This window comes from Veillonella parvula (genome assembly GCF_042850485.1).
Taxonomy (GTDB): Bacteria; Bacillota; Negativicutes; order Veillonellales; family Veillonellaceae; genus Veillonella; species Veillonella parvula_Q.
In genome coordinates, this window is sequence record NZ_AP031417.1 from 98,716 (window position 1) to 120,265 (window position 21,550).

General features: G+C 37.2%; 19 protein-coding genes and 1 pseudogene. 16 read left to right on the top strand and 4 right to left on the bottom strand.

Going from position 1 to position 21,550, the window contains the following annotated elements; genetic code table 11:
• The first annotated feature begins 1 nt into the window (after nt 1).
• The 3 genes from ACGHIY_RS00290 (at nt 2) to ACGHIY_RS00300 (ending at nt 4,538) form a co-directional block, all read left to right on the top strand.
• The gene (locus ACGHIY_RS00290) at nt 2-913 is read left to right on the top strand and encodes an ABC transporter substrate-binding protein (protein WP_390525543.1); all 912 of its coding nucleotides are present in this window, start codon (nt 2-4) and stop codon (nt 911-913) included.
• Nucleotides 914-935: 22 nt separating this feature from the next.
• Nucleotides 936-2,804 carry a TonB-dependent receptor plug domain-containing protein gene (locus ACGHIY_RS00295; RefSeq protein WP_390525544.1) on the top strand — a complete coding sequence of 623 codons (1,869 nt, stop codon included), beginning with the start codon at nt 936-938 and terminating at the stop codon, nt 2,802-2,804.
• Nucleotides 2,805-3,215: 411 nt separating this feature from the next.
• A complete protein-coding gene (locus tag ACGHIY_RS00300; protein WP_390525545.1) occupies nt 3,216-4,538 on the top strand; it encodes a pyridoxal phosphate-dependent aminotransferase in 1,323 nt (440 codons plus the stop codon).
• A gap of 84 nt (nt 4,539-4,622) precedes the next feature.
• Here the strand turns inward: ACGHIY_RS00300 and ACGHIY_RS00305 are convergent, their stop codons facing one another.
• Nucleotides 4,623-6,407, bottom strand: a complete 1,785-nt coding sequence (locus tag ACGHIY_RS00305) for a 1-deoxy-D-xylulose-5-phosphate synthase (RefSeq protein ID WP_390525546.1) — start codon at nt 6,405-6,407, stop codon at nt 4,623-4,625.
• Nucleotides 6,408-6,678: 271 nt separating this feature from the next.
• On the opposite strand from ACGHIY_RS00305, the gene wbaP reads away from it, so the two are divergent.
• The 12 genes and pseudogenes from wbaP (at nt 6,679) to ACGHIY_RS00365 (ending at nt 19,177) form a co-directional block, all read left to right on the top strand.
• Nucleotides 6,679-8,106, top strand: a complete 1,428-nt coding sequence (gene wbaP / locus ACGHIY_RS00310; protein WP_390525547.1) for an undecaprenyl-phosphate galactose phosphotransferase WbaP — start codon at nt 6,679-6,681, stop codon at nt 8,104-8,106.
• A 167-nt stretch (nt 8,107-8,273) separates the two neighbouring features.
• The gene (locus tag ACGHIY_RS00315; protein WP_316066726.1) at nt 8,274-9,260 is read left to right on the top strand and encodes a glycosyltransferase family 2 protein; all 987 of its coding nucleotides are present in this window, start codon (nt 8,274-8,276) and stop codon (nt 9,258-9,260) included.
• A gap of 40 nt (nt 9,261-9,300) precedes the next feature.
• On the top strand, nt 9,301-10,653 hold the full coding sequence (locus ACGHIY_RS00320; RefSeq protein ID WP_316066725.1) for a GNVR domain-containing protein: 1,353 nt from the start codon (nt 9,301-9,303) through the stop codon (nt 10,651-10,653).
• An 8-nt stretch (nt 10,654-10,661) separates the two neighbouring features.
• Complete coding sequence (locus tag ACGHIY_RS00325) at nt 10,662-11,777, top strand: EpsG family protein (protein ID WP_390525548.1); 1,116 nt, start codon at nt 10,662-10,664, stop codon at nt 11,775-11,777.
• Between the two features lie 22 nt (nt 11,778-11,799).
• Nucleotides 11,800-13,338 (top strand): lipopolysaccharide biosynthesis protein, encoded by a 1,539-nt coding sequence (locus tag ACGHIY_RS00330; RefSeq protein ID WP_390525549.1) that lies wholly within the window; start codon nt 11,800-11,802, stop codon nt 13,336-13,338.
• A 10-nt stretch (nt 13,339-13,348) separates the two neighbouring features.
• Complete coding sequence (locus ACGHIY_RS00335) at nt 13,349-14,275, top strand: polysaccharide biosynthesis/export family protein (protein ID WP_316066721.1); 927 nt, start codon at nt 13,349-13,351, stop codon at nt 14,273-14,275.
• A 32-nt stretch (nt 14,276-14,307) separates the two neighbouring features.
• A complete protein-coding gene (locus ACGHIY_RS00340) occupies nt 14,308-15,027 on the top strand; it encodes an IspD/TarI family cytidylyltransferase (RefSeq protein ID WP_316066720.1) in 720 nt (239 codons plus the stop codon).
• 23 nt (nt 15,028-15,050) lie between these two features.
• Nucleotides 15,051-16,094, top strand: coding sequence for an NAD-dependent epimerase/dehydratase family protein (locus tag ACGHIY_RS00345; protein ID WP_390525550.1), 1,044 nt, complete (start codon nt 15,051-15,053; stop codon nt 16,092-16,094).
• 49 nt (nt 16,095-16,143) lie between these two features.
• Complete coding sequence (locus ACGHIY_RS00350) at nt 16,144-16,542, top strand: glycosyltransferase (RefSeq protein WP_390525551.1); 399 nt, start codon at nt 16,144-16,146, stop codon at nt 16,540-16,542.
• Nucleotides 16,543-16,602: 60 nt separating this feature from the next.
• A pseudogene (locus ACGHIY_RS00355) lies at nt 16,603-17,220 on the top strand (glycosyltransferase family 4 protein); the annotation flags it as partial.
• Nucleotides 17,221-17,258: 38 nt separating this feature from the next.
• The gene (locus ACGHIY_RS00360; RefSeq protein ID WP_316066717.1) at nt 17,259-18,311 is read left to right on the top strand and encodes a glycosyltransferase family 9 protein; all 1,053 of its coding nucleotides are present in this window, start codon (nt 17,259-17,261) and stop codon (nt 18,309-18,311) included.
• Nucleotides 18,312-18,364: 53 nt separating this feature from the next.
• Nucleotides 18,365-19,177 carry a LicD family protein gene (locus ACGHIY_RS00365; RefSeq protein WP_316066716.1) on the top strand — a complete coding sequence of 271 codons (813 nt, stop codon included), beginning with the start codon at nt 18,365-18,367 and terminating at the stop codon, nt 19,175-19,177.
• Between the two features lie 19 nt (nt 19,178-19,196).
• On the opposite strand, the gene ACGHIY_RS00370 is transcribed toward ACGHIY_RS00365, so the two are convergent.
• Entirely contained in the window at nt 19,197-19,478 is a 282-nt protein-coding gene (locus ACGHIY_RS00370) for a transposase (protein ID WP_390525760.1), read from the bottom strand.
• A gap of 11 nt (nt 19,479-19,489) precedes the next feature.
• The gene (locus tag ACGHIY_RS00375; RefSeq protein ID WP_390525761.1) at nt 19,490-20,245 is read right to left on the bottom strand and encodes an IS30 family transposase; all 756 of its coding nucleotides are present in this window, start codon (nt 20,243-20,245) and stop codon (nt 19,490-19,492) included.
• A gap of 214 nt (nt 20,246-20,459) precedes the next feature.
• On the opposite strand from ACGHIY_RS00375, the gene ACGHIY_RS00380 reads away from it, so the two are divergent.
• The gene (locus ACGHIY_RS00380; RefSeq protein WP_316066715.1) at nt 20,460-20,699 is read left to right on the top strand and encodes a hypothetical protein; all 240 of its coding nucleotides are present in this window, start codon (nt 20,460-20,462) and stop codon (nt 20,697-20,699) included.
• Between the two features lie 148 nt (nt 20,700-20,847).
• Here the strand turns inward: ACGHIY_RS00380 and ACGHIY_RS00385 are convergent, their stop codons facing one another.
• On the bottom strand, nt 20,848-21,309 hold the full coding sequence (locus ACGHIY_RS00385; protein ID WP_316066714.1) for a helix-turn-helix domain-containing protein: 462 nt from the start codon (nt 21,307-21,309) through the stop codon (nt 20,848-20,850).
• Between the last annotated feature and the right edge of the window lie 241 nt (nt 21,310-21,550).

Here is a 21,550-nt window from a genome sequence, read left to right on the forward strand (position 1 = left end):
TATGAAGCAAAGAATATCTATTATATGTACCATAGTAATGATGGTACTTCTAGTGGTCGGTTGTGGTCCTACGCAGACGGGGACAACGGGCACGACACATCAAGTTACGGATGGCACTGGTGTAACTGTTACGGTGCCTAGTGAGCCGAAGCGCATCGTCCCTATTGCTGCGAGTACAGAGGATATAGTGTTATCCTTGGTTGATCCGAGCCGAGTGGTAGCCGTTGGCACCGTGCCTAATAATGTACCTGATGAGTCTGCTAAGGTGGGGACGCATGTGAAAGCAACTGCTGAATCCATGCTTTCAGTACAACCTGATTTAGTATTAGTTCCAAACTGGATATCTCCAGATGCAATTGGGGAAATGCGGAATATGCAGATTCCCGTTTACGTCTATAAGACTCCGACTACGGTAGAAGAAGCAAAAGCAGTTATCCATGAAATTGCAGGACTCTTACACGCTTCGGATGAAAAGATGATTGCTAGCATGGATGCAGATTTGAAAACTGTCGAAGAGTTAGCAAATAAACATACCGGTGAACGCCCTGTAGTAGCATTTTATACGCAATTTGGTTTAACCGGTGGCAAAGGGTCAACCTTTGATGATATGACTAAATATCTGAAGGTTACCAATGCGGCCGCCCAATTAGGCTTGGGGCCTTTTGATAATGGGACGCGAGAGGATTTAATTAAAGCGAATCCAGACATTATCATCATCCCATCGGTGGCTTATACCTCGGATGGTACTACGCCAGCAACGGCAGAGCAACTCTATTCTGACCCTGCTTTGCAGGGGGTTAAGGCCATCGCCAATCGTCGTGTGTTCCTCGTAGATTCCTCGCAGGTCATGAGTTATTCTCAATTTATGACTCGTGCAATGGTTTCTATGGCACAAAATATATTTGACAAGTGATTTAGTGTGTGTGGAGGTTTTTATGAAAGTATCAAGAATGCAACGATTATCCATGTATGTAGGGTTAGCTCTCGTATTTGGTAGCACATTGAGTGCACCTAGTGTGTTAGCTGTTGACGCTGATGATGCGAAAGAAGCGCATACCATTGTTGTTACGGCGACTCGTAGTGAACAACAGCTTTCAGAAGTGCCAGCTAGTGTAGGCGTAGTAACAGGCGACGATATTCGTGAGCGCCATGCTACGAATATGAACGAAGCCTTGAATATCGTACCAGGCGTAGATATTAATACGTATGGTGGTGGCGTAGGTTACACGAACTCCAATGCATTCCGCATCAATGGGTCTGACCAAGTATTGTATTTGGTAGACGGCATCAATATGGGGGCGGCTGGTGTGAATCCGCCGATGACTATTTTGAAAGATATGTCTAGTATTGATCGCATTGAAGTTCAACGTGGTGCAGGCTCTACATTGTATGGTTCCGGTGCCATCGGTGGTGTAGTAAACGTAATCACTGCAAAACCTGAGCAAGGTGTACAAACTAAACTTCGTGTGATGGGCGGTAGCAATGATTTAGAGCAATACGCTATTACAAACGAAGGTAGCAAAAAAGATTGGTACTGGCGTGTAGGCGTACAAAAAGATATCATTGGCTCCTACAAAGATGGTCATGGCGTGCGCGTTCCTCAACATGGCAACAGCCATACTGCATCCTTCATGGTGGGCAATAAAATCAATGATAAGAACGATGTAAAAATATCTTACGACACTTATCGTGGTGATGTAATGTACTCCGACCATTTGGGTGCCCTTAATCACATTCGTTATGGTAATGAAGCAAATGACTCCTTACGCGCTATTTGGAACAACAAAATCAGCAATCGTTGGAGCCATCAATTATACTTGATGAACAATCACTATAAAACAACATACGATGGGTACTTAACAGATGTGAAGACTCGTGGTATTGGGGATCAAATTACGTATAAAGCGAAAGACCATACTGTAGTAGGCGGCTTCGACTGGCGTCAAGATAAAGTGGTTAACATGGGTGGCGTCAAGCTTACGAATGCGTCTTACTTCATTCAAGATGAATGGAAATTCGCTCCTAAGTGGACTGTAACGCCTGGTATCCGTGTAGACCATCATTCTGCTTTCGGTACACATACATCTCCATCCATCAGCCTTGGCTATGATGTAAATGAGAAGACAAATGTGTATGCTGCGTATAAAGAGTACTTCTTGGCACCTACACCATACCAATTATTTGATGGTTTCAATGGCAACCGCAACTTGAAACCTGAAACAGGTCATGAATTTGATTTAGGTGTACACCATAAATTCGGTAAAACTTGGAATGGTAATCTCAGCTTCTTTAGCCGTAGTACAAAGGATAAGATCGGTTGGGTTATGACTGATCCGGCAAACTTCACAGGTCAATATCGCAATTTTGACACTGAAAAAGCTCGTGGCATCAATGCGGATGTGCGTAAACAATTGACTAATCACTTGTCCGCACGTCTTGGCTATACGTATACTCATATCGATGCAACACCAACTCGCAAAGCAAACCGTGATGGATATGTACCAAAACATGCTGTTAACGCAGGCCTTGATTACAACGATGCTAAATGGGATGCTCATTTGGATATTCGTGGTATTATCAATCGTCCTGGTACAGCAGATAATGTATTTCCACGTAAAACATACTGGTTGGCTGATATCAGCGCTAACTATCGGGTACGCGAAAATGTTACTGTATTTGGTCGTATCAATAATATCTTTGATACATACTATGCGGAACAATCTAGCGTTCGTTGGGGTAACCCTGGTGACTGGTGGCCAGGTCAAGGTCGCAACTTCCGTCTAGGTGTAGAAGTGACTATCTAATAGATATAACTACTGCAATGGTTCGATTATAAAGCTATACTAATAATTGACAATTACATCGTAGTTATTTGTATAGCTTCAAAATGTAATCTATATCATGGTGAAAGAGCCTCTTGTGGGGCTCTTTCATTTTTATTATAGTTTTTGATGGTATATTGAGACCGCACTAAGTACCATGAGAGCTATTTTCAATAACCGATAAATTAGGTATAGGTAAATAAGTATATATTATAAAACTATAGATTTTCTATAGTAAAAGCTCTATAATATTATGTATCTATCTATAGGTATTCATAGTTTATGTTTTCTGATGTACTTGTATATTTGCTTGTATAGTAAGTGTTTTGTTACTTTCACAGTTATCAAAATCTTCCAATGGAGAAGGTTGATTTTTAGAGGAGTTGGATCGAAATGAAACAACCAGAATTATCGCCGTATATGATGGCTCGGAAGCCGTCTGGCATTCGCCTAGGACAAATTAAATTCTTGGAACGTAAGAACCCGCCTATCTTGGTGAATGGTTCTATTGGCAATGTAATGCGTCCTATGCATCCCGCCATGCAGCGTAGGTTGTTTGATTTGGGCGGTGTCAATAGCCCGTTCCACAATGGCATTGTGCCGTACGTACCAACTACGGGCACTGATGAGTGTCGAGAAGCATTCCTTCACATTTTGCGCAGCCAAGGCTTTGATACAACAGGTCTCGATGTGCTCGTAACAGATGGGGCATCCATGGCAATGGAAATCATCATGCTCGGCGTATGTGGTGGTGCCGGCGAAGAGGAACGCCCTCTATTGATGTTCAACCCTTCTTATACAAACTATGATGCAGTAGGTCTTCGCATTGGTCGTAAAACGGTTACTGTAGAACGGGAGCTCAATGAAAATGGTGAGTTCGAATTGCCCTCTGTAGAGACTGTTGAACAACGCATTATCGAGACAAAACCTGGAGCGTTGCTTATCATTCCTTATGATAATCCTACAGGTCAATTATTTAGCAAAGAAACGCTTATTGAATATACTAAATTGTGCGTTAAACATAATTTATGGATTATCTCTGACGAAGCGTACCGTGAATTGGCTTATGAAAAAGGGAAAGAAACATCTAGCATTTGGGCCTTAACCGATAAAGATGTGCCTGGCATCGAAGGCCGCCGTATCAGCCTTGAAACGGCTAGCAAGGTTTGGAATGCGTGCGGACTTCGCATTGGAGCTATCATTACGGATAATAAATTATGTTATGAAAAATCTGTTGCGGAATATACGGCAAATCTTAGCGCTAATACATTGGGCCAATATATCTTTGGCGCATTGAAACATGAGTCCTACGCGCAATTGCACAACTGGTATGAGCAACAACGCGACTACTATCGTCAAATGATCTTTGAACTCCACAAAGGCTTTAAAGAGGCAGAACCGGACTTTATCGTGTCTCGCCCTGAAGCATCTATTTACTTTGTAATCGACGTGAGAAAGGTTGCAAAACCTGGCTTTGATGGTGTAGAATTTGCTTCTTGGTGTGCCGAACACGGTGCAGTAAGCCTTGATGATGGCAAGGAATATACACTCCTCATGGCGCCGCTCAATGGCTTCTATAGCGGTAAAAATGGCGATAATAACCCTGGTAAAACACAATTGCGTGTGTCTTTCTGTGAAAACCCAGAGCTATTGCGATTGGCTCCTGAACTATTATCTAAATTATTCAGAGCTTATGAAGCACAACGAACTGAATAAATCGTACTGAAAATAAAAGTGCTCTACGTTTACAAGTGTTGTAAACGTAGAGCACTTTTCTGTTTAAAAGCCTGTAGTGAATGTTTAAATGCTTGCAGCGAATGTATCTGTGTTTAGAGCTGTAGTCATGATATCCTGCAGTATCTGATCAATTTCCATATGATTGTTTCGCAGTAATTCATCGGGATCATATCTGTCATAGAAACCTTTTTGAATGCCGTAGTTCATGACTTTGATGTTCTGCCTGCCATAGTATGCGGCAACTTTTTGTCCGAAGCCGCCGTCAATGACGCCATCCTCCAACGTAATGATGAGAGAATGGTTTTCCTGTAATCGATCGAGCAGATCTGTATCTAATTCCGATATTAAGAGCGGCTTTATCACGGTCGGTGTGATAGCATGTTTTGCTTTCACCGCCTCGGCCAGGGAAATGGCACGCCGGTAAAAGTTACCGACACCTATAATGGCGATTTCACTGCCCTCCCGGACGATTTCCCAGCTGCGGAGACTAACATCCGTAATACTTTGTGTCCGAAGAGGCTCGTGATTCGGTGTCCCTACGGGAACCCGTATGGCGACAGGATAATCGTGATGCTGCAAGCCGAACTGAATGGATGCCTGCAATTCCTCCGCCGTGGCAGGTGCAATATAGGTCAGATTCGGTATGTTGGTGAGCATAGGAATATCGCTGAATCCCAGATGCGTGATGTCCTTTGTACCGTAAATGGAGGCGCGATATACGAGAATCAAAGCGTTGCTGTTGTTAATGCATACGTCGTTTATCAGCTGATCGTAAGCCCGTTGCAGGAACGTGCTGTATATCGGTAAAATCGGCTTTGCATCGGCGCGAGCGATGCCGGCCGACAGAGTCACGGCATGTTCCTCGGCGATGCCCACATCGATATATTGAGCGCCCAATTTCTGACGAACCTCAGGCGTCAGACAAAATCCGCCGGGCGTGGCCGCCGTGATGAGGCAGGCCGATTTGTTTGTTTCCAACTCGGCAATCAATTTCTTTGCGGCGATAGATTCATATGTATTATCATAGTTTTTATTGACTATACCTGTCTTGACGTCAAATGATGACGGATTATGAAAGTCTTCCGGTGCCATTTCCGCCGCTTTATAATCGTACCCTTTCGTCGTGCGGATATGTAAGATGATGGGGCGCGGATAATTTATTGCTGATTTAAATTCCGCAATTAATGATAAGATCGAGTTGCCTTCTTCGATATAGCAGTAATTAAAGCCGAGGGCTTTAAAAATATTATTCGTACAAGTTCCGTTCGTGTCCCGCAGTTCTTTTAAATGCTTGTACAAGCCGCCGTGGTTTTCGGCGATGGACTGGTCATTATCGTTGATGATTACGATGCAGTTGGACCGCAGCGTAGCGAGATGATTTAAGGCCTCAAAGGCCTCGCCGCCGGATAATGCACCGTCCCCGATGAGCGCGATGATGTTTTCCTTTCTTTGATTGAGGTCGCGACCGATTATGAGCCCGCACGCCAGACTGAGGGCGGTGGATGCGTGCCCCAGGTGAAACAGATCACAGTTACTTTCACGTGGATTACTGTAACCTGAGACGGTGCTGAATTTATTTTCCTGCGTGAACCCTTGGAGCCTGTTGGTCAATATTTTGTGGGCGTAACTCTGGTGGGATATATCAAATATGATCTTATCGTCGGGGCAGTTAAATACGTAGTGAAGCGCAAGAATAATGTCTGTAGCGCCCAATGACGGACCTACGTGACCGCCTCGAATCGATGTTCTGTGAATGATGGCTTCGCGTATTTCCTGCGCTATTTCCAGTAACTCTGCTTCGGTACATTGTTTTAAATCACCGGCTGAATGTATTTGTGAAAGCTTCATATTGCTACCTAAACTTTATTTTACTGTCTAAATGAGACTTCGATTAGTAAATGTTAGAATTTATTTGTGTTCATAGATGAAAAAAATATGAATACTGTCTATTATTATAACATGAGATTAAGTTGATGATTATAGTATGAGATAAAGTCGATTATCGGTAGAGAAATCTACGAGAAAATTTCAAATGAATCATGAAAAATAAATGAAACTGTGTTATTATAAAAGATATAATTTAGTTTGCCCCTTACATTTATTAAGAGAGGAAAAATCTATGAATAAACAGTGGGTTGGTTCCCCGTTATTAGTACAGGCCTTAATGATTATTGTCGATTATATTGCTGTTATTTGTGGCATTATTTCCGCATGTAGTATCAGAACTGCATTACCGTTCTGGAATGGTACTAATAGTTTACATGTAGATTTTTTCTATGGATATGTTATTACCCCTATAGTATTTATTATTGTGCTGTTATTAAACAGTGCATATAATATGGATAAGGCTTATTGGGATAAGATTAAAATTATATTTCGCTCCATAACAATCGGTATAGTTGTATCCATCGTTCTGATGTATGCCGGGCATATTATCGACAATGTATCCCGTTTATTTGTCGGCTTATCTTATATATTTATATTGTTATATGTTATCGTTATACGATATATATTGATTCAAATATTGATAAAGCTGAAATTATTATATATTCCCATCTTATTGGTCGGAGCGGGAAAAACAGCGGAATTAGTTGATCGGTATCATGATAGAATGCTTATTAATTACTATAAAATTATCGGCTTTGTTGATGATAATCCGAAGTCCTCATTATTAGCGCAAAAGTATTCGCGTTTGGGCGGTTTCAATGACGTGGAGGACGTCATTAAAAGATATAAAGTATCCACTGTATTGGTGTGTGCGCCCGGTCTTGAATCTAAAAAACTGGTGTCCTTAATCAACCGCTTACAGCTGCTTGTAAAAAGGGTTTCTTTCGTACCGGAATTATTCGGATTGCCGGCCAGCAATATTTCGGCTCGCGCCATGATGGAGGAACAGGCTGTCGTATTGCGGGTGCAGAATAATTTAGCTCGTAAGTCCAACCGCATTATGAAACGCATTTTTGACATTGTGGCCACCGTCTGCGGCGGCATCTTGATCTTGCCGATTATTGCAATCGTGGCGGTGTTGATTTACCTCGACTCTCCGGGACCTATCGTGTTCGGCCATAAACGGGTCGGTCAGGGCGGCAAGGAATTTTTCTGCTATAAATTCAGATCCATGGTTCCCAATGCGCAGGAAGCGTTGGAGATTTATTTAAAAGAACATCCGGAAGCTCGCGAAGAATGGGAACGGGACTTCAAGTTGAAGGATGATCCGCGCATTACGAAAATCGGTAAATTTCTTCGAAAAACAAGTCTCGATGAGCTTCCACAATTATGGAATGTCCTCATGGGCGATATGAGCCTTGTAGGACCACGTCCTATCGTTCGAGATGAAATCGTAAAATACGGCGATTATATCAATGATTTTTATCTTGTACCGCCCGGCATTACCGGTGTGTGGCAGGTCAGCGGTCGCAGTGATACCACCTATGAAGAACGGGTGTTAATGGACTCCTGGTATGTGCATAACTGGTCCGTGTGGATTGATATTGTATATCTGATAAAAACGGTATTGGCCGTTGTGAAGGGAAAAGGGGCTTACTAATAATGAGTTAAATATTGTTAACATAGATAGAATTAGACGTTATTAGTAAGGATAATATTGATATTTTTTACTGTGGTTGGAAAGGAGTTTAGACTATAGTTACGCAGATACATCTTTTGAGGATAGAAATGAAATTATTATAATTTTAATGTATATTGGAATAATTAATGATGAAAATTATTGAGGAACCGCTTGTTAGTATTATTATTCCGGTTTATAATACAAAACCTTATTTGGAGCGCTGTATCCAATCTGTAGTACAGCAAACATATAAGCAACTTGAAATACTTTTAATTGATGATGGCAGTACTGATGGTGCAGCTGAGCTATGTGATAGATTTGCAGAACACCATACTAATATTTATGTAGTTCATATAGAAAATAGAGGGGTCAGTATTGCTCGTAATAAGGGGCTAGATATTGCTCGTGGAGAGTTTATATTATTTATAGATAGTGATGATGCTGTTTCTAATACTTATGTAGAGTCTTTTATAAATTCGAATGATGATGCGGATATTATAATTGGTTCCATAGAAGATTTATACATTGACAGAGCTGGACATACATATAAACATAAAATAAGAAAACATAAGGCGCCTAGATACGGAAAGCTATTTGATGAATATTACAACCTTATAGATTGGATACGAGGACCGGTTGCAAAGCTATATAGAAAACGCATTATAGATGAATATAATTTGAGATTTGATAAAAATTTATCTGTTGCAGAGGATCAAGTCTTTAATTTTAATTATTATTGCTATATTCAGTCTTATAAAATTCAGGAACAAAGTGTTTATAAGTATTATCATCATGATATAAATAACTCTTTGAGCACATTACTTACAGAGAAAGCATTTCTTGATGATATATTTAAATTGGATCTTGAATATAATTTTATTAGAGAACATTATTCTGGTAATTTTAATGTTATTTATATACATCAGTTAATTGAATTGATAAATAAATATACGAAATTTGATGGTGTTCATAATATAATATTTAGTTATAAACGTATCAAAAAATTGGCAGAATTAAAGCCTTTAAGTGTGAACCGGAAAATTAGTAGGAAAAAAAGAATAGTAACGTATTTGTTAATATTTAAATTGTATTGGATTGTAACTATATACTATTGGTTTAAGAATAAATGTTGAGTTAAGATTTTTTTATTTAATCGTATTGAAAGGAATTAATATGGGAATGCAAGTTATTTCTTATCAAGTTATAAAAGAAATTATTCAAGAGCATAGACGAATTTTGCTTTATTTAATGGCAGGTATATTAATTATTTCTCTTTTATTGGCATTTTTATTGCCAAAAAAATATACGTCTGGCGTAATGATTCAAGTGAAACCGCAGAATAGCGCATTAAGTGCAATGGCTAATAATTCTGCATTATTATCTTTGGCAGGGATTTCTGCGGGGGACTCTGTATTAGATTATATGTCGTTGTTAAAGAGCAATAGAGTTATTGATCCTGTGATAAAAAAGTTGGATAATGCGGACGCGGAAAATGAAAGATTTGATGCAGAAGACTTTGTAAAGAAATATATGCAAATCGATAATCCGAGAGGGACGTCTATTTTATCCTTTACGATTACGGCCGATTCGCCGGAGAATGCTCAGCGTATTGCACAAGATGTGGTCGACTCTTTACAAGAGGCCATTGCTGGTGTCAGCTTCACACAGGACTCCACACTTTTTAAAATCCTTGATAAAAAGAATGAAGATGCTAAGCATAAAATGGATATGGATATAGCGGCACTTGAAAAATATAAACAAGAAAACGGTGTGTTTTCCCCTAGTGAACAAGAAAAAATGCTCTTGGAACAAGCATCGGGGTATGAAAAAGCAAAATCTGATGAAACGGTTAAGTTGAATACTAACTCCGCAATTTTAAGCTCCATAGAATCTCAGATCGATACTCAAAATAAAAATCTTATAGATTCTCAGATGGCGGATAATCCTGAAATTCAATCGATACGAAAAGAATTGTTTAGTGCTAATGAACAACTTGCTAAATTACAATTTAAATTTACCGATGATTATCCGGAAGTTGTTAAGGTAAAAGAAAATATCAGCTATTTAGAAAAACAATTGGCGAAAACGGTAGCACAATCTATTTCCTCTGAAAATGTTACGATCAGTCCTGTACAAATGGATTTACTACAGAAACGCGTTGTCGTCAAAAATAATGTTGAAGCAGCAAGTGCAGCTCTTGCAAAACTTGACGAATTAGGTAAGCAGAATGTCGAAAAATCTAATCAATTTTCTCGAAAAACCGTTAAATTCTTAGAACTGCAACGTAATGCTAAAGTCTCTACAGATACTTATAATCTCTTAACTAAGAGTCTTGAAGAATTAAAAATTAAGGAAAACCTTGAAGCGATGGATGTCCGTGTTCTTAATCCGCCAACATATCCGGTTAAACATTCTTGGCCACGTAAACTATACGTTATGTTGGTAGGCGGATTATTATATTTAGTAATTGCAGGTGGGTTTATTTACGTTCAATATACTAGACGTATGAGTACAATGAAAGAATAGGTGATCCTATGGTATTTTGGATTGGCCTTGCAATTTTTACATTGATAGCTGTTATTGCTGAGCGGCTAGTACCGATTCAATATAAAAAATTCATTCCTTTAATTGTTCTTGGTGTATTGACGTTTTTAGGGATGTTTAGATATGAAATCGGCACGGACTATGACTGGTATGTTGTATTATTTCATCAAGTAAAACTTACTGATGCATATCCTGAACCGTCATTTTTGTTTATTGTTGAAGCTCTTCGCTACTTTCATATGTCTTATCAAGCAATGTTTATTGTTTATGAATTATTGATTATGATATTTTTGTGGAAAGGGATTCAGCAATACACGAAAGATTCCGAAATTCAAGTATTGGTATTAGCATTATTTTTATGCTTACAATATTTCTTTTCTCTTAATGGTATACGACAAGGCGTAAGTATGGTATTGATATTCTGGGGATATCAATACTGTTTACAGCGAAAATTATTAAAATATCTGTTGGTTGTAGCAGTGGCAGTGGCTTTTCATTATACTGCTGTTGTGGCACTAGTATTATACTGGATTTCTAAGAAGATATATTCTTGGAGTGTTTATGCAGTTATATTTGTAGCGGCATTTATTATATTTAAGTTGAATATAATATTGTCTCTTTTATCTATTTTATTGAGTGTGTTACATGTTGATGGACGTTATTTGAGTTATATTTCTGATGTAGATTCTGTTAATATGACCGGATTATATATGGTAGGACAATTTATGTTGTTTTCTATATCTCGTTTGGCAATTTTAAAATCTAAACCGGAATATAAACCAATATTGAATTTATGGTTTTTAGGAATTTTAGGACATTTCTTATTTGCTTTTTCGTTACCTATAACGAGGTTAACTAAGTATTTTGAATATTTTATTATTTTAATTATGCCATATACAATTCAATATTTAAATTCTATATGGAAGTTGCAAATAAAAGATAAAATTTATAATTTTAAATGGGGCTATATTATATTATTATTTTATATGGTCTTATTTTTGAACATGATATCGGTAATTCCTCATGATTACTTTTCAAATTGGCGAAACCCGTATCCATCCAGTATGAATATAGAATATGATTTTAATTTTAAAATTTTCGAGTAGTTGTAGATAGGAGATTGGTGATATGCCTCATAATTCTTCTACACAGCGAAAAGTGGGCACATTATTATCTTATGCATTACTGCTAGGGAATACAGTTATTAATTTAGCTTACGTGCCTATACTCCTGTCCTTTATCGGCGTTGCGGAGTTCGGTCTTTACAGGTTATTGGGGTCTATTATCGCGTACTTTAATGTGCTGGATTTTGGACTGTCTGCGACGATTACCCGTTTTTTAGTGAAATATAAAACGCTGAAAGATCAGGTTAGAATTGATAAGTTGTTAACCATGTCGTTGTTGCTGTATGTAGGAATAGGCGTCATATTGAGCCTTTGCGGACTCGTTGTGTATTACTGTATTCCTTACATATTTAAGGACAGCTTAGCTCCTGATATGATTGATAGTGCAAAGAAAATATTTCTGTTGTTACTGTTGAATCTGTTGATGTTATTTGCATCTAAAGTCTTCGATGCGGTTATCATATCTGAAGAGCGGTTTATCTTTCATCGGTCAATCAGTTTGATACAGATTTTATTACAGCCCTTCGCTATTGTGGGTATGCTGATCTTTTATCCCACAGCGTTAAGTGTAGTACTGGTACAAACGGTATTTAATTTGCTGCTAGTTCTCGTAAAGGTTATATATTGCAGGCGTGTATTGCAGGTTCGCTTTGTCTATCGTGGCTGGGATTCAGAGATTCTCCTAGCTATGCGAAACCTTTCACTCAGTTTATTTGTAGTATCTGTAGTCGACCAAGTGTTCTGGCAAAGTAATCAGTTACTGATCGGTATAAAAATCGGGGCGGAATCCGTTGCCATGTATGCTATTGCAAGTCAGATTTATATTAACTATATGAATATTTCGCTAGCCGTATCCAGTACATTGTTGCCGAAGATTACGGCTATGGTGACGAATCGATGTAGTGATGAAGAATTCCAGCATTTATTTTTGAAAGTCGGTAGATTACAATTTTATTTATTGTCGCTGATTTTGAGCGGATTTATATTGTTCGGACATAGCTTTCTTCATTACTGGGTCGGTGATGGATTTGATTTAGTATATTGGATTACGCTGATTATTATCGTTCCTTTCACGATTGATCTCATTCAGAATGTGGGCCTTGCGATTATGCAGGCTCGTAATGTGTATCATGTGAGGGCCGCTGTATACGTATTTGTTGGGATTCTTAATGTCGTATTGGCGTACTATTGGATTGATATGTATGGAATAGCGGGGGGTGCTGTTGCCACAGGTCTTTCCATGCTTTTAGGCAATGGTATTATTATGAACGTGTATTATCATCGGTATATGAACTTAAACATTGTTCATTTTTGGAAACAAATTGCGCGCCTATCCGTAGTTATGATACTGTTAACGGTTCTAGGCCTGTATGTGATTCCTCATATTGATTTAAACAGTTCTATTTACATTCTTGTAATTAGTATGCTGTTATATTCCTTCATTTATTTTGGTGTTCAATGGATTAGTAATTTTAATTCTTATGAGAAAAATCTTTTTTATTCATTCTTGTTGAAAGTAGGATTAATAAAGAAGAGTTGCTAAGGAGATAAGCATGAGAAAACGTAAGTTATTGATGGCTCTTGTAGGCACGTGTTTAGCATGTAATGTGGCTATGGCGGCTACTAATACAGATATGAATAACGGCAGTGGTAGTGGCGCCGGAGAATATATGGGACAGGTTTCTGTTCCGTATATGCCGAACGTACAGGATGTTTCTGTTGTTGATAGTGGTGTAAAGGGTAGAGACGTTTTTACTTTTAAAACAAATGCCGTTAAACATCCGAATAAAGAGCAGAAATTGAAGATGGTCTTGGAAAATGGTGAGTATATCGATCCGAAAGATAGCGTCTTCTCCATAGCACGTCCTGATATCGGAGAATATCGTTTGTCGAAGTATGACAAGATTAATTTACATGTTCTAGGTTACACTAGCAGTGAATTAGGGTTTACTGACTCGACTAGTGACAATACTAGTAATTCCGGTGTTACCTTAATGATCGGTCCGGATGGACGTATTAATACACCGTATACAGGGGTTGTAAAGCTTTCAGGATTAACATTGCAAGAAGCATCGGCGTTATTAAGCGAAAAATTCTCGCATTATATTCATAAACCGGATGTGACCGTCAATGTATCGGAATACGGTGGCCGACAGGTTTATGTAATGGGGGAAGTACCAAAACCTGGTATTTACAAATTGGGAGCCGATTACATGAATGTATTTGCGGCGATTTCAAGTGCACAAGGGACGGCGAGAAAGGCTAGACCTCGCCATATTCAGGTCGTTCGTGTCATTGATGATACTGTATATGTACGTGAAGTTGATTTGGAAAGCTTCATAAAGAAACAGGATATTAAACAAAATATCGCATTGCAGGATGGAGATATGATTTATGTTCCTAAATCGCATCGTCTCATTCCAAGCGATATTGCTCCGTTTGCATCCTTTGCATATATGATTCACAGTGCAACTGATTGATGGATTCCTATAATTGTAAGGGGGACAGGTGTATGAATATAGCGGTTATTTTTGCCGGCGGTACGGGACAGCGTATGAGTTCTTCGGGAACACCAAAACAATTTTTAGAAGTGCATCAAAAACCCATAATAGTACATACCTTGGAGAATTTTCAAAAGAGTGCAAGTATTGATCATATTATTATTGTGTCGTTAGAACGGGCTATTCAGCAAGTAAATTCCTTAGTCAAAGAGTTTTCTTTGACTAAGGTAGTTTCTGTGGTGCCGGGAGGACATACGGGTCAAGAATCTATCTTTTTAGGCTTGACCGAGTGTCGACGCTTATTTTCGGAAACCGATATAGTATTGCTTCATGATGGCGTACGACCTATTATCGATGATACATTAATTAAAAATTGTATCACTTCTGTTGAAGATCATGGGAATGCTATAACAGTAGCACCTGCAACAGAGACAACTTTCATAAGAAAAGATGATAGGAATCAAATCGGTAGAATTTTAGAACGTTCACAATGCGTTATAGCTAAGGCTCCGCAATGCTTTTTTCTTCGCGATATTTATAACGCTCATATAAATGCTAATAAAGAATCTTTGGAATTTATAGATTCTGCCTCTATGATGCAATATTATAATAACGATTTATTTTTGGTTGAAGGCCCGGCTGAAAATATTAAGATTACAACTCCTATAGATTTCTATACATTTAAAGCCTATCTGGATGTAAAAGATAGTCTGAATGTTATCGGGTTATAGTTGGTATGGATAGAGGCTTAGATATGGATACTGTTTTGATCCATGAATTGGAACGTGTCGTCTGTAAAAATGTAGATTTATATAGATATTTTAGTGATAAGACAATATTGGTAACCGGGGCGACCGGATTAATAGGTTCGATGCTGATTAAATCGATGCTTATGGCAAATAGGTTGCTCTCTACTGATATAAAAATTATTGGGCATGCAAGGAATATTGATAAGGCACGACAACTATACTGGGATATGCATAATAATGATCGATTAACATGTACTACGGAAGCGTTATCATGTATAAATGAATCTATTGATTATATTGTGCATACGGCTTCACCGACACAGTCTAAATATTTTGTTGAAAATCCGGTTGAGACATTGCATGCTTCTATTGGTAATACTGTTGATTGTCTTGAATTAGGTAGACGGAAAAATGTTATAAAAATGCTTTATTTATCTTCTATGGAGCAATATGGGATTCAGTTAGTCGATAATCAACAAATGACAGAAGCGGATTTAGGATATATTAACCATTTAGATGTCCGCAGTTCTTATTCTGAAGGAAAACGTATTTGCGAATGCTATTGCAATGCTTATGCTGAAGAATATGGTGTACCTGTAACGATTGCACGACTGGCTCAGACATTTGGGCCGGGAATACCGGTTGAAGATAATCGAGTTTCTATGCAGTTTGCTAAGAGTGTTTTGAATTGTTCAGACATTGTATTACACACAAAGGGTGAATCTTTATCAAATTTTTGTTATATTATGGATGCGTTAACGGCTCTTTTAGTATTGTTGAAGTCCGGTGAATCTTGTGAGGCTTATAATATTTGTAATGCTAAGGAGACAAGAAGTATATATGAAATTGCCTGTTTAGTTGCTGATGAAGTGGCAAACGGGGAGATTTCGGTTAAATTTGATATTCCAACGGTAAATAATTATGGATATGCACCAACTGTAAAATATTTTTTGAATACGGATAAACTAGAATCTTTGGGGTGGAAGGCTGAAGTTGGTATGAAAGAAGCATATCGACTGTTGATTGAGTATTTAAAGTATATAGGTTGATGTGTTTTGTTGAGTGTGATATTTAATCTTGAAATAGAGAGGTTATGTAATGAGAGTTCTTCATATTGGTGAATATGTACAAGGTGGCGTAGCTACTTATATTGCTACGCTGTTAAATCATCCTGATAATTTAGAAATTGAAGATTTTCTCATTTGTTCTGAGAAAATCTCGGAGTATGAATGGAGTATTCCAGTAGATCATGTAAGTTACTATCCATATGAACGGAGCTTGCTCCAGATTTTTCCTGCGATGGTTGCTATACAAAGGAAAATTAAACGAGTGCAACCTGATGTGATTTACTGTCATAGTACTTGGGCGGGGGTGTTAGCGAGACTGCCGCTTTTTTTCTTATCTAAAAATTTTCGAGTGATCTATAATGCTCATGGATGGGCTTTCCTCAGAGATACTTCAGAATGGAAACGGAAAGTGTATGCTTGGGTAGAATGATTTCTTCTTTTAAAAACAGATGCTGTAGTAGATGTTTCAAAATATGAATACGATGCGGCACTTCACTATGGGTTAGGAAAAGAAAAACAGCATATTATTTATAGTGGTATTGAGGTGGATAAAGAACCGATAGACCCTTCGATTCATTTGATGAAAAATGCATTAAATCTTCTGTTTGTTGGCCGTTTCGATCCTCAAAAAGGTGTTGATTATTTATTGGATATTTTCAATAAATGCCAACGTTTGGATATTCATTTGACTCTCATAGGTGATAATGTAATTGGGGGTCTAAATATAGAAAAGAAAAATACTAATCGGATTACATTTCTTGGTTGGGTACCACATGAAAGCTTATGCAGTTATTACGCTACCTGTGATGCTGTCATTATGCCTTCGCGTTGGGAAGCTTTTGGTTTAGTGGCTGTGGAGGCCATGAAATATGGAAAGCCAGTTATTGTGAGTAGCCGAGGCGCTTTGACGGAAATTATTAAAGACAAAGAAACAGGGTATGTTTTTGATTTTAAAGATCCGAATAGTTTATTAAATATTCTTAATGACTTAGACCTTTCTGTATTGAAAAAAATGGGGAGTTCGGCTGAAGATCATTTTAAGAGGTATTTTCAAGCGGAATCTATGATTAAAAAGACAATTGCTCTTTATAAAGATATAGTATCTTGAGGAAAATGGTAACAGTAAAATAAAAAAGGTATTTTGGAATGAGAATTTTAATTGAGATGCTTCATGGATTAGGAGATACAGTTTGTATGCTGCCTACCATTAAGTTAGTACGAGAACAATATCCAAATGCATATATTCTAGTGTTGACAAAATTTAAAGGTGCCAGTGAAATAATCAAAGCTTCAAATATTGATGTTGATCAAATTTTGATTTTAGATATATATAAAAATTTGATTTCATCTTTGAAAATGTTAAAGTATTTAAGAAGTCTACAATTTGATTATGCGATAAGTAGTGCAGTGACACCAGTACAGAAGGCTAAGTGGTTTATGAAGGCTGTAAATCCGAAACAGCAGATAGGGATTCAAAATCAGAATTTATGTTATGATATGCTCAATGACCAATATCATTTTGTTGAGGCAAATTTATTGGCAATTGATAATTTGTGCATACGTCCTAAGGATAAACTTTATCCTCAACTATATCCTGATCAAAGTAATATTGATAAAGTAAAAAAATCACTGGGTCAAATAAATAAAAGATTAATAGGCGTTTGTATTGGAGATGCTGATTATAGTTTAAAAAATCGTTTTTTACGAATAGGGAAAGTTTATACTCGTTCGTGGGGAATTATTCACATGGCGTCTTTGGTGGAGCTTTTAATTAAGAAAGATATAAATGTTGCTCTTATTGGGGGAAAAGCGGAAAGTCATTTACTTGATATTTTACAAAAGAAAGGTGTGCTTTCTCATCCACAAGTTATAAACTTTGTTGGAGAAACAACTATAGAGGAATCTATTGCTTTGGTATCTATATGTGATATGGTAGTTGGTGTTGATACTGGAATGCAACATATTGCAGCTGCAACAGGTACAGAAACTATATCTATCTTTGGACCAACAAATCCATTAACACATGGTGCTTATGCAAACAATGCACATTTTATTATGAATTATGGTTTGTGTGAATATCAGTATTGCTATGGAAGCAATGAATATGTGAACTGCCCTAAACAGAGAGTATGTTTAAAGAGTATCATGCCGAATGAAGTCTGTGAAATGATTTTTAATATTATTTCTGATGGTGGTTAAGAAGAGTATGGTAAAATGTATTTTATAGAATAATTAAGTGTGGATGGCAATAAATGAAAAAGAGAAAATTAACTCCGGCACAAATAAAACAACATGAAGTCCAGATGCTACTGGCTTTTGCACAGTTTTGTCGAGAGCAAAAGATACAGTGGTCTCTATCTGGAGGGTCATTATTAGGTGCGATTCGTCATAAAGGATTCATTCCGTGGGATGATGATATTGATCTTTGTTTGTCTCGACCTAATTATGATTATTTGGTAAGAAATTTTAGGCACCCATATTTAAAATTAGTATCGTATGAAACAGGGGATTTCTTATTTCCTTTTGCTAGGATTATTGATGAAACTACGGAAATAGAGGCATTATATTCTGAAAAAATGAATAAGCATTTGTGGCTAGATATTTTTCCTGTAGATGGATTACCGAAAGAAAAAAATTTAATTAAAAAGGTTTATTCTAAGTGTAATTTTTATCGACGGATTTTGATGTTGATCGATTCTCGATTAGGTACTGGAAGAACTACACTTCATAAATATAGTAAATATATATTGAAGCCATTATCACATCTTTATGGAGCAAAAAGATGTGTAAAAAAAATAGTGGATATTGCACATCGGATTCCTTATGAAGAAGCAGAATATGTTGGAGCAATAACTTGGGGATTGTATGGTGTAGGTGAATGTATGCTCAAGTCGGATTTTGAAAATTATGTAGAGGTTGAATTTGAAGGTTATAAGTTTCCAGCGGTTTCTTGTTGGGATGGTTATTTGAAAGGACTTTATGGAAATTATATGGAACTGCCTCCGGAAAATAAGCGTCAATCACATGAGATGACGGTATATACGATATTTGATAATATTGAATAGTTAGATTCTTTTAAAAATCTTAAATTGCAATATGAAATTGAACAGTATTTAGATCCACTATTTTATTAACTTCCTCTAAAAAGACTTCTTGTGGTGTTTTGTAATGTAATATCTTACGTGGTAAGTTATTACACCAGTGAAGAGTTCGGCGTAGTGTATGTTCTGAGAGACTTTCTATTCGTTTTCCTTTCGGAATAAAACGACGAAGTAAACCGTTATGTCTTTCGTTAGAGCCTCGTTCCCAAGCTGAATAGGGCCTTGCAAAATAGATAGATAGTATCTCATCTTCAAGATCAGATATATTCGCAAATTCTAAAACTTATCAGCTGTTATCGTCTTACATAACAATCCTAACTCCATATTGTTTTTAAATGTACTTAACCACGTTTCTAATGTTTCTATTACATCATGAGAACGGGCGGAAGGACAGCGTAAAGCTATATATAATCTACTTTTTCGTTTTATTAAAGAAATCAATACATCATCTGTTTTATCTTTTGCTCCACGAACAGTGTCTATTTCCCAATGACCAAACTCTTCTCGAGTTTCAATCGTAGCATCACGAAGTTCTATTGATTTTCCCAGTTCACGTTTATACTTACTCGAAACGGACTTTCTTAGTGAGCGACGTGTTACTAGAGGTAGATCAATAGCTTTTACCCCAAGTAGTCCTTGATGAAGATAGTTATATAAAGTTTTAGTACAAACCATTTCATTACGTGTAAATATACAATGACGTTTAGCATATCCGACAGCAGCATCAAAGGACCAATGTTCTTTAAATACTTTTTCTTCAATCCAGAGTATGAAAGACTCTATAAAGCATAATTTCATTGTATTAAATGAGCCAAGACGTTGTTGTGCATATGTTAATTGCCCTGAATCTGCTAAATATACAAGACGAGTTTTACCTTGTCGAATTTGAACAACAGAACCACGTTTTAGTTCTGTATAAATAGTAGTTCTAGAGCGTCCTAATACGGTTGCAATAGCTGTAACAGAATCGCTGGCGGCGATTCTCTTTTCTACATAAAAGCGTTCTTCTAGGTTTAAGTGTTTGTACGTAATGTCGTGTTATGATTAATATAGTCCATAGTGATTACCTCGGTTAGATTATGTTTGGTCACTTAAATCATAACATAGGTTCACTATGGATTTTTTAGTTGTTCAATTTCATTCTACAATTAAGCATTTAAAAAGCTTATAATTAATTGATATTTTAATTATGCATAAATAGTTTAATAGAACTGAAATCTGATGTTTTGAAAAGGAGGCCTTTGAAATGAAGTCTGTTTTCGATATTTATAAAGAATGTCCTCATTGTGGGGAAGGGCAGTCTTTTAATGTTGAAAATTTTATTAGTGGGAAGCAATTTTATGATAGACAAATGGGGAAAGAAGTGGTATATGATATTGAAGGTCATTTTGTTTGTAGAAAATGTAGTTGGCATGGTACATTGCGAGGGACAATTGCTGAATATCCTGAAAATGCGCAGAGTTATGAAGATATTTCCTTAAATTAGTTTAAAATTAATTTTTAATTAGCTCAGTTATAATTTAAAGCATCAGATTTAACAGAAAACTGACCTCCCGATGTTAGATTATTCTACCATCAGGGGGTCAGTTTTTGTATATCTATATTCAGTAGTCAGTACTGGTAGTAGTTTGTATTTATCTATTCTCATCTTTATCGCAAGTTCCCTTAGTACGCAGTTCTATAGCCGGACATTCACTAGATAGTGCCGATTCTTCTGCAATAGGGTACGATGTGTCTTCTAGGTTCACGGTTTGCAGCAATTTTTCGATGTCGTTATTCTGTATGGATACTTCTTTGTTGTACCATTCGCCAAATTCGTGAATAACCTCTTCGTTGCGACGGAAATAGGTATATTGGTCGATTTTACGCGATTCTACAAGTTCAGCATTCTCTAAGATGCTCATAAATGTAGAAATAGAAGATTGCGATACACCGCAGCGCTTTTGGATACTCTTAACGCTCACACTATGAGGGAAATCGATAAGAGTGTTAGAGTGTACTTGTACACCGAATTCTTTTTCCGGGTGTTTTAGCCACAATATAATATCTAACCGATGCGGATTTGATAATGCTTTCAAGATTTTTAACGGGTCCATAGGGCCTCCTCTTAATTAAAAAATAACGAGTTCCTAACCTTGACCGTGGACTTGCATTATGCGGTCGTATTATACGCGTCTTGCTCCGTATAGGGTTTTTGCTACCTTTATCATACGCTACTTTTACCGTGAAAGCTAGACTTACTTATAAAATTCACGAATTGATGAATTTTATTGCACTTATCTAGAACAGAAAGTATACATTAGTATTAATATATAATGAGTATATATACAACATGTA

Excerpts from the sequence above, each read along its gene's own strand:
- ACGHIY_RS00290 (WP_390525543.1), top strand. The coding sequence starts at position 2 with ATGAAGCAAAGAATATCTATTATATGTACCATAGTAATGATGGTACTT.
- ACGHIY_RS00295 (WP_390525544.1), top strand. The coding sequence starts at position 936 with ATGAAAGTATCAAGAATGCAACGATTATCCATGTATGTAGGGTTAGCT.
- ACGHIY_RS00300 (WP_390525545.1), top strand. The coding sequence starts at position 3,216 with ATGAAACAACCAGAATTATCGCCGTATATGATGGCTCGGAAGCCGTCT.
- ACGHIY_RS00305 (WP_390525546.1), bottom strand. The coding sequence starts at position 6,407 with ATGAAGCTTTCACAAATACATTCAGCCGGTGATTTAAAACAATGTACC.
- wbaP (WP_390525547.1), top strand. The coding sequence starts at position 6,679 with ATGAATAAACAGTGGGTTGGTTCCCCGTTATTAGTACAGGCCTTAATG.
- ACGHIY_RS00315 (WP_316066726.1), top strand. The coding sequence starts at position 8,274 with ATGATGAAAATTATTGAGGAACCGCTTGTTAGTATTATTATTCCGGTT.
- ACGHIY_RS00320 (WP_316066725.1), top strand. The coding sequence starts at position 9,301 with ATGGGAATGCAAGTTATTTCTTATCAAGTTATAAAAGAAATTATTCAA.
- ACGHIY_RS00325 (WP_390525548.1), top strand. The coding sequence starts at position 10,662 with ATGGTATTTTGGATTGGCCTTGCAATTTTTACATTGATAGCTGTTATT.
- ACGHIY_RS00330 (WP_390525549.1), top strand. The coding sequence starts at position 11,800 with ATGCCTCATAATTCTTCTACACAGCGAAAAGTGGGCACATTATTATCT.
- ACGHIY_RS00335 (WP_316066721.1), top strand. The coding sequence starts at position 13,349 with ATGAGAAAACGTAAGTTATTGATGGCTCTTGTAGGCACGTGTTTAGCA.
- ACGHIY_RS00340 (WP_316066720.1), top strand. The coding sequence starts at position 14,308 with ATGAATATAGCGGTTATTTTTGCCGGCGGTACGGGACAGCGTATGAGT.
- ACGHIY_RS00345 (WP_390525550.1), top strand. The coding sequence starts at position 15,051 with ATGGATACTGTTTTGATCCATGAATTGGAACGTGTCGTCTGTAAAAAT.
- ACGHIY_RS00350 (WP_390525551.1), top strand. The coding sequence starts at position 16,144 with ATGAGAGTTCTTCATATTGGTGAATATGTACAAGGTGGCGTAGCTACT.
- ACGHIY_RS00360 (WP_316066717.1), top strand. The coding sequence starts at position 17,259 with ATGAGAATTTTAATTGAGATGCTTCATGGATTAGGAGATACAGTTTGT.
- ACGHIY_RS00365 (WP_316066716.1), top strand. The coding sequence starts at position 18,365 with ATGAAAAAGAGAAAATTAACTCCGGCACAAATAAAACAACATGAAGTC.
- ACGHIY_RS00380 (WP_316066715.1), top strand. The coding sequence starts at position 20,460 with ATGAAGTCTGTTTTCGATATTTATAAAGAATGTCCTCATTGTGGGGAA.
- ACGHIY_RS00385 (WP_316066714.1), bottom strand. The coding sequence starts at position 21,309 with ATGGACCCGTTAAAAATCTTGAAAGCATTATCAAATCCGCATCGGTTA.